Here is a 13364-nt window from a genome sequence, read left to right as displayed (position 1 = left end):
GTTTTGATTTAGTAACAGGTCAATTTAATGGTTTTTTATTGAATAATGATTTCAACTGCCCATCAATTTGCCTAAAAGTTCCTTCATCATTTTTGCGGCCAGGTAAGCCGTCATATCTTGAAAATCACGGTTTGGGTTATATTCCACGATATCGGCACCTACAACTTCGGTATCTATACCATGAATAAGGTCTAACACTTGGCGAGAAGTGAGTCCGCCCGGTTCATGGTGAGAAACGCCAGGGGCATAGGCAGGGTCAAAACCGTCCATATCTAATGAAATGTAAAGCGGATTTGTAAATTTAGGAATCTTGTTAAGGTTCAAGTTGCGCATTTCATGTATTTCAACATTGAATTTTTCCGCTTGTGATGCTTGGTGCGGATTTAAAGTTCTTACACCTACCTGAACCAATTTTACAGCAAAACCGTTCTCCATAATACGAGCAAAAGGGCATGCATGAGAATATGGGTCACCTTCATAATCATGGTAAAGATCGGCATGCGCATCAATATGAAAAATATCTAACTTAGGGTAGTGTTCGTTAAAAGCTTTTATAATGGGAAAAGTAACAGAATGATCTCCTCCCAGCGTTAGCAGTTTAGAGCCAGATTCAATATTCTTTCTGGTAATGGTTTCAATATCAAAATACTCATTAATGATAAAATCACCTTTGTCGGTTATGTTGTCATGTTCTATGGATGTTCCAAACTCGGTACATAGGTTCATAGAATCGCTATAAAGTGCTTTTCGTATTAAATTTGGAGCTTTCGAGGGACCTTTTTGAAAAGAAGACTTCGCATCCCAATTAATTCCTTGAATATTTATTTTGCTCATAATGGTCTGTATCTTATCCTATACATAAAATTTGGGTTCTTGGCTATTTGCTGAACGGTACCCCAGTTTTTACATATAATTTAATCGTCATTGAACCTTTAGACTAATGACGTTTTATGCTTAATTTTTTTGACTTCGGATTTAATGAAAATACAATTTTCTAAATTCATTTGGGGTAGTACCTGTTTTTGCTTTAAAGTATTTTGAGAAATAGGCGTAATCTGAGAATTCAAGAGTATGGGCAATTTCGGCTAAATTGTCATTGGTGTGCACAATTAATCTCTTCGCCTCTAAAATAATGCGTTCAGAGATTAGTTCGCTCGTAGTCTTATTGATGGTGTCTCTTACCACCCTATTTAAATGTTTGGTAGTAATATTAAGTTTGTTCGCGTAAAATTTTGGCAGTTTCTCTGTATAAAAATGAGAGTTTATTAGCTTTTCTAAATCTTCAAGTATTTTTGAATAATTGCTAGAGCTCACGTGTTCAATGGTGTTATCTGCAGTATAGGCGCGTGTAAACTCAATATAGATGTAATGGATTAGACCAGAGATTTTTGCCTCCCGCAATAAATTTTCTTCGCGGTACTCTGTGTAAAGTTCTTCGAAAATAACAGATAGGCTTTTCATTTTCTCCGCTGGCAATTGCAACAATGGCGGATTCTGATTTGAGTAATAAAAAGGAAATGAACTTAAGCCGTGATCTAAAAATTTTAGCTCGTAAAATTCGTGGGAGTGAAAAAAAATATAACCTTCTGGTTTAGAAGTAAATTTCCAAAAATGGGTTTGCCCGGGTTTTAAAAAGAACACTTTTCCGGGTGCTATAGTGTAGCTGTCGAAATCAATTTCATGAATACCGCTTCCTTTTAAAAACATCACACATAAATAGAAATTATGGCTATGTGGCTTACTAATAAGTGTCTTGTTAATTTGTATGTGATCGGCAAACGAATTTACGTATAAGCTATTAAGCGTCTTTGATTTTAAAAATTGATCAATATGTAGAATGGGTATTTTCATAGTAAATGTCCTAAAAGTACAATTACTTGAGCTAAAATTACCATAATTTAAATACTAGTGTGTCTTAATTTTGCAGTATTAAGAATTAAGGTTATGAGTAAAGTTTTAGATGTTGTTCAATGTAAATGCCCAAACTGTGGAAAAGGAAAGGTATTTAGTGGTCAAGGAAATATTGTTTTGTTCAAAATGCCCAAAATGAATGAAAGATGCTCTGAGTGCAACTTTAAATTTGAAAAAGAAACAGGATTCTTTTTTGGTGCGATGTTCGTAAGTTATGCACTTGCAGTAGCACAGATGATAGCATGTTTTGTGTTGTTTTGGTACTTTGTTGATCTTTCGCCTATGCGCGTATTTTCAATTATAGCCATAATAACCATTCTGTTGAGTACTTTTAATTTTAGGGTGTCAAGATCTATTTGGATACACCTATTCTATAAAGTTTAACGTCTTACGTATAAGGGTTGTTCATTTCTTTTGCAATCTTTATAACCCTTTGGGTGATTTTATTTGGGTCGTTTTTTCTCCAGTTCATGTATAGACTAATCGTTTCGTTCAGTTCGATAAACCTAACACCTTTTGCATTGGAATATTTATATGATAACGGTAGTATTGATATGCCTAGACCTTGTGCTACCAGATTGATGATCATACCACCAAAATCAGATTCGATTATTGTTTTCGGTTCAAATCCGTTTTTTTGAAATAGGCTTCTTAAAAGGGAAGGAAAATAAGAGGTTCTGTGCAGACCGGAAATAATAAATTTCTCATCATGTAAACTTTTAAAATCTTGCATGCTTTTAGCGGTTAGCCAATGCTTATCAGAAACTACTAGGCAAATAGGTTCTGTGTATAGTTTGTAATTGGCTAAGTGAATATTTTCTATAGCATCTCTGTTAAAAGCAATGTCCGTGTCGTAATTGAGAAGTAATTTTTCGTGGTTTTCATCAATGGGTTCAGTTAATTCAAGCTTTAAATCTGGTAAACTAGCATTTATTTTATTCAAGAATAACGGTAAGAAACTGAAGGCGATTGAGCCAGGGTATGAAAGCGATATAAGACCGGTGGTACCTTGATCTATCTTTTTGGCCTGTTTATGAATATGATCAAGCTCATTGATGGTGACTGTCCATTTTTCTTTTAAAAATTTACCGGCGTCGGTAAGTTTTACGTTTCTCTTGTCTCGCTTAAAAAGCTGTATGCCCATTTCATCTTCTAGAGATTTAATTTGCCTACTGAGCGTAGATTGAGAGATGAATACCTTTTCTGCTGCTCTCCAGAAATGTAGTTCGGTGGCAAGAGTCAAAAAATATTTTATCTGTTGGGTAGTCATTTTAATGCAATTTATGCATTAAAATGACAGGAATTTGTATTTTTTTTAATGCTTTAGATTAATTTCTTTGCCTTGTAGGTTTGAAAAAAGATATGCATGGGCGTAGAAAATTTTATCACTTTTATGATATCGGCGTTGTTATTTATAATGACACCTGGTTTAGATACTTTTTTTGTTTTAAATAAGTCTATTGCGCAGGGTAAAAGATCTGGCATACAAGCGGCTTTAGGTGTAAATGTGGGTGTTTTAACGCATACATTGTTTGCTGCGTTAGGCATATCGGTATTGTTGGCGAAATCGGCTTTTGCCTTTGCTGCTGTAAAGTATTTAGGAGCGGCTTATATCATATATTTAGGGGGTGCCACCTTCAGAAAGAAAAGTGACCTAGCTGATTTAGAAGCGAGAACAGAAGACGAAAAGAATGTAAAAAGTGACTTTTGGTCTGGGTTCTTGACTAATTCATTAAATCCTAAAGTTGCATTATTCTTTATTGCTTTCTTTCCACAGTTCATTGCTGTCAATGAAATGCAGAACCCAGTACCATATGTGTTATTAGGAATTACTTATGCAATTATAGGTGTAGTTTGGTATATTATTTTAACCTTGTGCGCCAGTATTTTTTCTAGTAAGATTAAAGACAACCCCAACGCTGGTAAATTACTGAACAAAATTGGTGGTTTGGCTTTTATAGCAATGGGCATTAAAATTGTATTATCTAAATAGAAAATAAAATATACATATCATCACCACTGGTATCTTGGTGTAATAATCAAGAGAAAACCATGAATAGGGAAATTTGTACGCTAACATAATTTTATGTTCTCAGGTTACAGTGGTGATCTTTTATTTAGAAAATCTTATTTTGACGACAAGATTATGTGTTGTTGCCAATGAAGTCCGATAATAAAAGCGCAAAACGAAATAAGAAACCATGGCCAACTAAAAAGGCTATGCAACAAGTATATCAAGAAAGATTATGGGGTAGTGGTGCTTCTTCGGAGTTTTATTCTGGTGAAGGTTCTCATTTGCCGGAAATTGTTGAACCTTATGTTAAAACGGTAATAGATTTTTTATCGCAGTTTAATAAAAACATAAGCGTTTGCGATCTTGGATGTGGTGACTTTAATATAGGAAAGGAGTTGGTGAGTTATACCGAAAAATATATTGCAGTGGATATTGTTCCAGAACTTATTTTGCGAAATCAGAACCTATTTCAAATACCCAATTTAGAGTTTCAATGTTTGGATATTGCCAAAGATGATTTACCAATTGCAGATTGCGCTATAATTAGGCAAGTGCTTCAGCATTTGTCTAACGCAGAAGTGCTTCAAATTACCCGTAAATTAAAGCTGTACAAGTATATTATAGTTACAGAACACCTGCCTAGCGATGAGTTTATTGCCAACGTAGATATTATTTCCGGACAAGGAACACGACTTAAAAAGAAAAGTGGTATACAGTTGCTACAACCACCGTTTAATTTAAAAATAGTGGAAGAAAAAGAGCTTTTAAAAGTTACGGATCAGCATGGTGTCATAGTCACCAACCTTTACAAGCTTAGTTGATCAAATACATTACTTTATTTGTTTATGGTACATAACGTTTGAAAGGTATTTTGGCTGTTTATTTTTTAACGCCTTCAAAAATGGTTTTGTAATGTTCAACAGTGGGGAAAGGTTCATAGTAATGATGTAGCAGTTCTTTCCATTTAAAATAGGCGGGAGATTGACGAAAACCAATTTCGTGACTTTCAACATCTTTCCAATCTACCAGTAAAAGATATTGATTTTCATTTTCAAGAGATTTGCGCAAAGTATGACCCATATAGCCTTTTAATGAACTAATATGATCACTAGCCAACCTGAAACTCTTTTCAAATTCCTTTTGCAAGCCTGGTTTTACATTTAATACGGCGACTTCTAATATCATATTTCTTCTAAAATTGAGTTTCCTTTAGATCTGTCGCCAGAAGTCCACTCCCATGCTTCACGAAGACGAATTTTTCCATTGTCCATAACTTCGGGTATTGAAAAGCATATGCCAGTCATTAATTCTCCTTTGGTGTTTACTTGATGGTAACGCATTTCAATTGTTCCGTCTTTATTGACCAGCCCAATTAAATGACCTTCTTTAATTTTGCCACCCTTGTATGTTGAGGTTAGGATAGTGCCTTTTTGCCTATATTCAAAGATTGTTTCTTCTGAGGTTTCTCCATTTTCAGTATTGGAAACAGGTTTAAATCTTTTATTGTTATAGTTCATGGCTTTGTTCAATGATAATCAGTTTTGGCTAAGGGTCGTTAATAGGATAAGTTAGGTTTTATTTTTTGAAATTATTTACGCTACCAGTTCCAATTGGATTCGGACGTAGTTGAATCTGCCGTAATTGCTGTTATACCTTGGTGTGAAACTTTTTTATCGAATCCATATTTTCAACTTTTCATTAGATAATTCCTTATCGAAAATGCGTAAACCATAGATTTGGCAGTAACTGGTGCTATTTTTTGTATACGTTGTTAGCAATACTACCTATTAAAGACTTATTTAGTTTCTCAATATATTCTTTTCGTTTAAGTAATTGACTCACATCAGCATCAAACGTTTTGGTTTTGTTTAATTTCGGAAATGATAATTTATTTTTAGCGATTGAATTTGAAATCAAAATATTGAAGTAATTAAAAATTAGGATTATTTTTTGTAAAACATCAGTATCCACAATCTCAAACCCTATTTTTTCTGCCGTTCTTTTATTTACGATATAACTTGTCCCTCGAATTTTCATTTTCTTATTATTCTCATGCTTTTCAATAAGGTGCAAAAGTCCATCTAAATACTGCTGGATTATAAAATCGGTTCTTTGTTTTCCATTCATTTTTTTGTCAATTACGAAATGGTAATCAAATAAAGTTCCACCGTGAATTTTAATTAGTCCGTTTTTAGGTTTTTCGGCTATAAATAAAGGGGAATAATAAATCATTCTTCCACTTTTTTTTAAGGAAGGCATATCGAAGAATGGTGCAATTATAGATAGGGTTATTGCAAATGTCAAAATTCCAATGAGATATATTCCTGAATAGATTGATATAATGACTGAAAAAAATATAATAATAAGAGAACAAATCGCTAATACAATTAAGATATTATTTTGCTCTTTTTTGTTCTTATTATAAAATCTGTGGTTCAATTTTTATGAATGTGTTTTTTGTGTAATTGCTAACGGTCTCGTATAACCGTCAGTTACGGGTTAATATGCGTTAATTTTCGGTTTTGCACAGACTTTAGCAATTCCGAGTGGATTCGGACGAAGTCGAATCCGCCGTAATTGCGGTTATACATTGTTGTACAACGTTTTTTATTAAATCATTTTGGACTCTAAATATCATTATTCTAATAGTCCAAATAATTTTAGAATTGTATCAATATTACCGACAAGAACACCTCCAATGAAATATAAAAATTTTCTTTTCAAATCTTTAGTTTTTTCTTTCGTTAAATCAGTTTCAGCTTTCGTTTTTTCGATTTGCGCTTGAGTGAGTTCAAACTGCAATTCACTTATCTCAAGACTTTTATCCTCCTTAATTTCCTTTTTCGGCTCCTCTTCTTTTAAATTGTCTTCTTTTAGTTCTTGCTGTTGGACTTTATATTGTTCGTTATCAATACGTTTCCATTTATTTCTTGAACCTAAATCTAACATTTTATGCCAGTGGTCTAATTCAAATTCTCGTTTTTGAGATTCGACTACATTTCCATTACTATCAATAGGTCCAGCCCAAACAGTATTTCTTTCTATTATTTCGTATTCGGATGTTTGTCCGTTTTTTTCAATAACAGACCATTCGTTTGGTGTTACATTTCTGACTTTATCTGTTCCTTTGATTTTTATTTTCATATGGCTTGGTCAAATGTTGTACAACAATAGTATATAGTTACAAGTAACTATACACCCTATTTAAGATGAATATGATTACTATTAATCATATTCCATATTTTAAATGTAAGTTAAGCAAAATAGAAGGATAGAAATAAAAAAAGGGATAGTCCATGACCATCCCTTTTCTAAAATATCGTTTAGCTTAATTTTAAGATCTAGAAGTCAATGATTTAAAGAATACAAAACCAAACCCTAGAAATAACATAAAATGAAATGGGAACAGTCCAAAATCATTTAAAGGTATAGCGCTGTACATGCCAAACATGAAATAGACCATTAAAGCAAATTCTAAAATCATGTTAGGCGATAATTTTTTGGCTAAGTATTTATTGCCTTTCCAACTTTGTTTCAATGAGCTTATATTAAACTTAGGGGTACGTACAAATTCACTTCTTTTTCCCATGTGCCCTTCTAGTACTGCAATGGTATTATGTAAAGAGAACCCAAGTGCAACAGAGAAAAAGGTAAAGAAAATACGAATATAATCTACAAAATTGTCAAAGCCACTACCTTGTATACTCTTGTAGGTAAACCAGTAACAAACAAATAATATGATGGTACTTATGGTAAATAGACTTAATAATGAGAATACCCAGTCTAAATGCCCGTATGTATTTTTAATGTAGAGTGATGGTATGCTCAACAGGGCAACTAAAAAGACACATAAGAACATAGAGCTGTTCAATAAGTGCATTACGCCATGAAATTTGGTCTTAAAAGGAATGTTCTTTGCTGTAATAACGCTCCAAACCGTTTTTCTAAAGTTCTCTGCTCCACCTTTGTTCCAACGAAATTGTTGAGAACGTGCTGCGCTGATTACCACCGGAAGTTCTGCAGGTGTTTCTACATCTTCCAAATATTTGAATTTCCAGTTCTTTAACTGAGCGCGGTAGCTTAGATCTAAATCTTCGGTAAGTGTATCTCCTTCCCAGTTACCGGCATCAAGAATACATTCTTTACGCCATATACCTGCTGTGCCGTTAAAGTTTATAAAGTGGCCTTTGCTATTGCGCCCTACTTGCTCTAGGGTAAAGTGTGCATCTAATGCAAATGCCTGTATTTTAGTCAATGTAGAATAGTCGCGGTTTAAATGTCCCCAACGGGTCTGTACTACACCAATTTCTTCGTCCTTAAAATAGATGACGGTTTTCTTCAACCAATCTGCCGCAGGTAAAAAATCAGCGTCGAAAATGGCGATGAATTCTCCTTTGGCAATTTTAAGTCCTTCCTTTAAGGCACCTGCCTTAAAACCTGATCTATCTGTTCTGGTAATATGTTGTATGTCTAGACCGGTCTCCTGTAATTTTGCAATACTGGCAGCGGTTGCTATAACGGTATCATCTGTAGAATCGTCTAAGACCTGAATCTCAAGTTTACTTTTAGGGTATTCTATTTTGGCAATGTTCTCTAAAAGCCTGTCCATTACATACTCTTCGTTGAATACGGGAAGTTGTATGGTAACGAAAGGAATTTCCTTTGGGTCTAATAAATTAAACTTAGGGGCTGTTTGGTTCTGTCTTTTTTGAGATAGATAGTTGATCAACAGGTTTAGTTGCGCCAAGCTGTAAAAGAAAATCAACAGTAACGAAATACTGTAGATGACAAGAATAAAATATGCAAGAGCTAGTGCCATATTATTTAATACTGTATTTGAAGATCCACCCCAATATTTTTATGCCAGCAAATATACTACCTTTTACGGTTCCTGACACTTTTGATATCCCAATTCTTCTTTTGTAACGCACTGGTACTTCGGTATATGTCATTTTTTTCTTCAGAACTTTTAGTTGCATTTCAACCGTCCACCCATAAGTTTTGTCCTCCATGTTCAATTCTTTGAGTTTTTCGTATTTTATTGCTCTAAAAGGACCCAGATCCGTAAATTTTGCGCCAAAAACCAAGCGCATTAAAAATGTGGCCAACCAGTTGCCAAAAACCTGTTGCGGGGTCATAGAACCTTCTTCTCGTAATTTTTTTTCTCTGGCTCCGACAACAAAATCTATATCATTATCCAAAATTGGGGCAACTACCTTGTCCAATTCTTCTGGATAATCGGAATAATCTCCGTCAATAAATACGATAATATCCGGTTGTTTGGATTTTTTGGACACATAATCCAATCCTTTTAAACATGCATACCCATATCCTTTTCTGGTTTCTGTTAGCACTGTTGCTCCGGCAGCTTTTGCGTTTGCTTCAGTTTTGTCTGTAGAGTCATTATTAACAACGATTATCTCAGATACCGTTTTGGGTATTTCGTTGATGACATGTGCAATGGAATCTGCTTCGTTAAAAGCTGGTATAATTACCTTAATGTCTGTCATTATTTTAAATCTGATAAGCTATTTTCATGTGTGAATGCACTAAATGAGGTCCATTCCTTAATTTTTTCACCTTTACTATATTTTTCGGCAGATATGAGTTTGGCATTCTTGTACTTCAAGCAATATCCATCTTTTATACCGTTGGTCAATTGACATTTGTGGTTAATGCGACCTTGCTTGTCGTAAAAAAGCCACCAGCCTATTTCACTATTTTTCTTAAATCGCCCTTCTTTTGTTCTAATTCTGTTTTCATCAAAGAAAAACCAATACTTTTCTTTCTTTCCATAAGAATAGAAACCTTGTTGAGATTTCTTTCCGTTCGGGTGATAAAATGTCCAATAATCAGTTCTTGTATTATAACGCAACCAACCTTCGCTTTCTAATGTGCCGTCGTCGTAATACGTACGCTCATATCGTTTGTCTTCCGGATTTATAAAAGCTAAAAATCCAAAGCAAATAAGAGCGGAGTAAAAGAGTTTTAATAGCTTCATTTTTTTAATTTCAAGTTAACATTAGGTTCGTGCCTATTCTCAAAATTGTGCGATTATATAATGTTGGTAGCACTTCTGTTATTTCATTTAATGCGGAATGTAAGGGCTAATAGTGTTATGTCGTTTTTTGTGTAAAGGTCATGAAAGATTAGCTAAAACCAATCTTTCATGAGTTTTTTCCTTGCACTAGGTGTAATAGGCATGTTTTAAAATGCCTTTCTGATAAGCACTATTTTTTATTTACAAGATCCATTAAATCAACATCATTACCCAGTAATACGTCTTTAGAGTTTATGCGTCCTTTTTCTGGTCCGTTCTCTAATTTTAATACACCCCTTGGGCAAACAGCAGAACAAATACCGCAACCAACACAGCTAGATCTTACAATATTTGCTCCTTTTTGAGCATAGGCACGCACATCTATACCCATTTCACAGTACGTAGAACAATTACCGCAAGAAATACATTGACCTCCGTTAGTGGTAATTCTAAATTTAGAGAATAGCCTTTGCTGGAATCCTAAAACTGCCGCCATTGGGCATCCAAATCTACACCATACACGGTTTCCTAAAATAGGATAAAACCCCGTACCGATAACTCCAGAAAATATACTACCAATCAAAAAGCTATAGGTAGATCGTAATGTTTCAGCCTTAAAAATGAAAATATTGCCAGAATCACTAAAAAAGTGCATTCCAATAAGTACGGCTATTATGGTGAAATAACCAATTGCGCCGTACTTGGCATCTTTTTCCAGCTCTTCTCTCTTGTAGATCATTACCCATGCGAATACAGCTGTTAATATAACGGCTACGCCAGAAAGAAAGGTTGTTTTTGTAAGCCAGTATTTGCTGGTATCATTACCTAAATAAGAATAAATTACCGCTGTTGTCATTAAGGTTACAAATACCACTACACTATGTACTACCCAACGTTCAACCTTCCAGGCGAATTTAGATTTATCGCTCAACTGTCGAAAAGAATCCCCTGCGGTTTCAGCAAGACCTCCACAACCACATACCCAAGAGCAGTACCAACGTTTTCCGTACTTATAAGTTAAAAAAGGAGAAATAACGAAAATGGAAATGATACCAAATAACAACATGGTCATACCCACGCTACCAGAATCTATAAACCCGTTTACACGGTAACGCTCAAAATTGTAATAATTTAGAGGCCACATATTCTTAAGGTCATAATAGGGGAGGTCTCCATTTAACCTCGCCATAATTTCTGGAATAAAGAATGCAAATGCCGTTTGAAAGAACATAACACTAACCGTTCTTAATTGTTCATATTTATTATGACGGTATTTCCAAATAAATTTAGCGCCAAAGGCCAATATGGCAACGGTATATAAGGTGCCATATACAAACCATTGGCTAGCAGGGTTGCCACTTAAAGCTTTACTAAGTGGGTCGAATAGGGCTATAAGTCCTGTATTGTCCCCGTCTTTGACAAGACCAAGATATTCTGGATAAAAATAGAGTACAATGTAGAACCCGGTTAAGGCAACTCCTGCCATCCAGGCGAGAACACCTCTACTAGACATAGATTTGAACCAAACCCCGTCGTTTTTTATTCCTTTGTGTTTATGGGCATATGCAGCTTGCGAAAACCAGATAATACCGGCAAAAATGGCTAGTATGGCCACGGAGAGCCACAAAGCACTATTGCCCAAATTTAAGTTGAACAACTGTAGTATAAGAATGCCCATACCGGTCATTCCTGTTAATACGGCCAGTTTTTGACCCATATTTAAAGCTTTAGGTGGTTCACCCGCAAGTGACATACTTCTATCAAAATTACCCATAGTAGGTGTTTTTTATTTTAATTAATGAGTTAGGCGATGCTGAAAATTCGTTTCCAGCTTTTTTTCTTCGGATTAATATTTTTGTTGAAGTCTGCATTGTACTTGGCGACAATTTCATCTTCATGAAGTTTGTAGAACTCTGGATCGAAATTGGCATCTTTTAGATAGGTCATTACATGGTCAACATCTCTGTTTTCAGTAAGCCATTGGTCAAAGATTTCGTGTCTCATGCGAATACCGAAAGTATTTATGCCCAAAAATTGATGGCTATCTTTGTTTAACGCTACGGTTATACAGATTTTTTCTACAGGGTGTCTCCAATGAAAGTGTTGCTCGGTATCTTTTTTGCTTCGTTCACTGAACACCCACCCATAGGTTTGGTATTCCACATCTAAAAACTTGGCAGAATTAAACCAGTGACCCGGGTTGTATTTCATAGGGTTTCCACAAAGGGTCTGTGCTAATGCCTCGCCCATCATTCTACCAGTATACCAAACGGCTTCTATTGGTCTTCTACTGCCTATGCCTTCATGTTGTTCTGCACAGTCGCCTATGGCGTACACATCTTTAATATTGGTTTCCAAAAACCTGTTTACCTTAACGCCCCTGCCCAATTCAATGCCAGAATCCTTGAGGAAATCTATGTTGGGTGTTACGCCGGCAGTTAAGCCAACTACATTACATTCAATGGTTTCACCTTTGTCGGTCACTACCGCTTTGGCATAGCCATTATCGTCTGCAATTATTTTTTCAAGATTGGTATCTAACCTTAAATCTATATGATGTTCTAAAATATGTTCGTTGATCATGGCAGATTCACCTGTAGGTAAAACACCGTTCCAAAAACTTTTTTCCCTAACCAAAAAAGTGACAGGTATTTCACGAGAACGCAACATTTCGGCCATTTCTATACCAATGAGTCCGCCACCAACAATAACGGCCCTATTACAGACCTTATTATTTGGTGCGTTTTTTTCCAGCATTTCTAAATCTTGTTTGGAATATAGCCCTTGTACTCCTTTTAAATCTTGCCCTGGCCAACCAAACTTGTTGGGTTTAGAGCCTGTAGCAACGATCAGTTTGTCATATGATAATGAGGTACCATCTTTTAGAAGTAATTTTTTGGTCTCGGTTTCTACTTTTTCAACAAAACCGTTTACAAGTTCTATTCTGTTTTTTTTCCAGAACCAGTTCTCATAGGGCTGTATGTGTTCAAATTTCATATGCCCCATGTAGACATACATTAAAGCTGTACGTGAAAAAAAATACTCACTTTCAGCAGAAATAATGGTAATTCGCTTTTCTGATAACTTGCGAATATGTCTTGCTAAAGTAACGCCAGAAATACCATTACCAATAATTACAATATGTTCCATAAAATGCTTTTGTTGGTGGTTGTGTCGGTATTAAAGGTAAGAACTTAACAGCTCCCTTTTTATTTAGAAAGATTATAAACTTGTTATAACTCTGTGATACTTTTAAACGTAGTTTGCGTTTTAATTCAATTAAAACGCTTTTGTAACATTCAGATAATCAATGGGTAATTAAGGTGTAAGGGTTAAAAAAATCGATAAAAATAATATTCTTGTTTGTATGGTTTTTGAAAAATGATCGACCTAAACAAA

The 13364-nt window shown here is 35.0% G+C and carries 15 protein-coding genes; 3 read left to right on the top strand and 12 right to left on the bottom strand.

Features of this window, described 5'->3' with window-relative positions; all coding sequences use genetic code 11:
• Positions 1-51: 51 nt before the first annotated feature.
• Together speB and DCS95_RS12595 are read right to left on the bottom strand one after the other, a co-directional pair.
• Positions 52-834, bottom strand: coding sequence for an agmatinase (gene speB, locus DCS95_RS12600; protein WP_116771144.1), 783 nt, complete (start codon positions 832-834; stop codon positions 52-54).
• 141 nt (positions 835-975) lie between these two features.
• Complete coding sequence (locus DCS95_RS12595; RefSeq protein WP_116771143.1) at positions 976-1851, bottom strand: helix-turn-helix domain-containing protein; 876 nt, start codon at positions 1849-1851, stop codon at positions 976-978.
• A gap of 93 nt (positions 1852-1944) precedes the next feature.
• On the opposite strand from DCS95_RS12595, the gene DCS95_RS12590 reads away from it, so the two are divergent.
• Positions 1945-2295 (top strand): DUF983 domain-containing protein, encoded by a 351-nt coding sequence (locus DCS95_RS12590; protein ID WP_116771142.1) that lies wholly within the window; start codon positions 1945-1947, stop codon positions 2293-2295.
• Positions 2296-2299: 4 nt separating this feature from the next.
• On the opposite strand, the gene DCS95_RS12585 is transcribed toward DCS95_RS12590, so the two are convergent.
• Positions 2300-3181, bottom strand: a complete 882-nt coding sequence (locus DCS95_RS12585; RefSeq protein ID WP_116771141.1) for a LysR family transcriptional regulator — start codon at positions 3179-3181, stop codon at positions 2300-2302.
• Between the two features lie 96 nt (positions 3182-3277).
• Here DCS95_RS12585 and DCS95_RS12580 point away from each other — a divergent pair, with 96 nt between their 5' ends.
• The gene (locus DCS95_RS12580; protein ID WP_116771140.1) at positions 3278-3904 is read left to right on the top strand and encodes a LysE family translocator; all 627 of its coding nucleotides are present in this window, start codon (positions 3278-3280) and stop codon (positions 3902-3904) included.
• Positions 3905-4071: 167 nt separating this feature from the next.
• Positions 4072-4746: a class I SAM-dependent methyltransferase gene (locus tag DCS95_RS12575; protein ID WP_116771139.1), complete on the top strand. Its 675-nt coding sequence runs from the start codon at positions 4072-4074 to the stop codon at positions 4744-4746.
• A 58-nt stretch (positions 4747-4804) separates the two neighbouring features.
• Here DCS95_RS12575 and DCS95_RS12570 read toward each other — a convergent pair whose 3' ends face one another.
• The 9 genes from DCS95_RS12570 to DCS95_RS12530 form a co-directional block, all read right to left on the bottom strand.
• Positions 4805-5110, bottom strand: coding sequence for an antibiotic biosynthesis monooxygenase family protein (locus tag DCS95_RS12570; protein WP_116771138.1), 306 nt, complete (start codon positions 5108-5110; stop codon positions 4805-4807).
• A complete protein-coding gene (locus DCS95_RS12565; RefSeq protein ID WP_341865190.1) occupies positions 5107-5454 on the bottom strand; it encodes an avidin-fold protein in 348 nt (115 codons plus the stop codon). The genes DCS95_RS12570 and DCS95_RS12565 overlap by 4 nt, the downstream gene beginning before the upstream one ends.
• A 223-nt stretch (positions 5455-5677) precedes the next feature.
• Entirely contained in the window at positions 5678-6364 is a 687-nt protein-coding gene (locus tag DCS95_RS12560) for a hypothetical protein (protein WP_116771136.1), read from the bottom strand.
• A gap of 198 nt (positions 6365-6562) precedes the next feature.
• Positions 6563-7069, bottom strand: coding sequence for a hypothetical protein (locus tag DCS95_RS12555; RefSeq protein ID WP_116771135.1), 507 nt, complete (start codon positions 7067-7069; stop codon positions 6563-6565).
• A gap of 190 nt (positions 7070-7259) precedes the next feature.
• Positions 7260-8744, bottom strand: a complete 1485-nt coding sequence (locus DCS95_RS12550; protein ID WP_116771134.1) for a cellulose synthase family protein — start codon at positions 8742-8744, stop codon at positions 7260-7262.
• A 1-nt stretch (position 8745) separates the two neighbouring features.
• The gene (locus tag DCS95_RS12545; RefSeq protein WP_116771133.1) at positions 8746-9435 is read right to left on the bottom strand and encodes a glycosyltransferase family 2 protein; all 690 of its coding nucleotides are present in this window, start codon (positions 9433-9435) and stop codon (positions 8746-8748) included.
• Positions 9435-9926, bottom strand: a complete 492-nt coding sequence (locus DCS95_RS12540) for a toxin-antitoxin system YwqK family antitoxin (RefSeq protein WP_244178454.1) — start codon at positions 9924-9926, stop codon at positions 9435-9437. Before DCS95_RS12540 ends, DCS95_RS12545 begins: the two co-directional genes overlap by 1 nt.
• A gap of 229 nt (positions 9927-10155) precedes the next feature.
• Positions 10156-11739: a 4Fe-4S binding protein gene (locus tag DCS95_RS12535; protein ID WP_116771132.1), complete on the bottom strand. Its 1584-nt coding sequence runs from the start codon at positions 11737-11739 to the stop codon at positions 10156-10158.
• 29 nt (positions 11740-11768) lie between these two features.
• A complete protein-coding gene (locus DCS95_RS12530) occupies positions 11769-13115 on the bottom strand; it encodes an NAD(P)/FAD-dependent oxidoreductase (protein ID WP_116771131.1) in 1347 nt (448 codons plus the stop codon).
• Positions 13116-13364: the final 249 nt, after the last annotated feature.

This window comes from Maribacter litoralis, assembly GCF_003075045.1.
Taxonomy (GTDB): domain Bacteria; phylum Bacteroidota; class Bacteroidia; order Flavobacteriales; family Flavobacteriaceae; genus Maribacter; species Maribacter litoralis.
This window is presented reverse-complemented; position numbering and strand designations above follow the sequence as displayed.

Excerpts from the sequence above, each read along its gene's own strand:
- DCS95_RS12545 (WP_116771133.1), bottom strand. The coding sequence starts at position 9,435 with ATGACAGACATTAAGGTAATTATACCAGCTTTTAACGAAGCAGATTCC.
- DCS95_RS12540 (WP_244178454.1), bottom strand. The coding sequence starts at position 9,926 with ATGAAGCTATTAAAACTCTTTTACTCCGCTCTTATTTGCTTTGGATTT.
- DCS95_RS12530 (WP_116771131.1), bottom strand. The coding sequence starts at position 13,115 with ATGGAACATATTGTAATTATTGGTAATGGTATTTCTGGCGTTACTTTA.
- DCS95_RS12575 (WP_116771139.1), top strand. The coding sequence starts at position 4,072 with ATGAAGTCCGATAATAAAAGCGCAAAACGAAATAAGAAACCATGGCCA.
- DCS95_RS12555 (WP_116771135.1), bottom strand. The coding sequence starts at position 7,069 with ATGAAAATAAAAATCAAAGGAACAGATAAAGTCAGAAATGTAACACCA.
- DCS95_RS12570 (WP_116771138.1), bottom strand. The coding sequence starts at position 5,110 with ATGATATTAGAAGTCGCCGTATTAAATGTAAAACCAGGCTTGCAAAAG.
- DCS95_RS12535 (WP_116771132.1), bottom strand. The coding sequence starts at position 11,739 with ATGGGTAATTTTGATAGAAGTATGTCACTTGCGGGTGAACCACCTAAA.
- speB (WP_116771144.1), bottom strand. The coding sequence starts at position 834 with ATGAGCAAAATAAATATTCAAGGAATTAATTGGGATGCGAAGTCTTCT.
- DCS95_RS12595 (WP_116771143.1), bottom strand. The coding sequence starts at position 1,851 with ATGAAAATACCCATTCTACATATTGATCAATTTTTAAAATCAAAGACG.
- DCS95_RS12580 (WP_116771140.1), top strand. The coding sequence starts at position 3,278 with ATGGGCGTAGAAAATTTTATCACTTTTATGATATCGGCGTTGTTATTT.
- DCS95_RS12550 (WP_116771134.1), bottom strand. The coding sequence starts at position 8,744 with ATGGCACTAGCTCTTGCATATTTTATTCTTGTCATCTACAGTATTTCG.
- DCS95_RS12590 (WP_116771142.1), top strand. The coding sequence starts at position 1,945 with ATGAGTAAAGTTTTAGATGTTGTTCAATGTAAATGCCCAAACTGTGGA.
- DCS95_RS12585 (WP_116771141.1), bottom strand. The coding sequence starts at position 3,181 with ATGACTACCCAACAGATAAAATATTTTTTGACTCTTGCCACCGAACTA.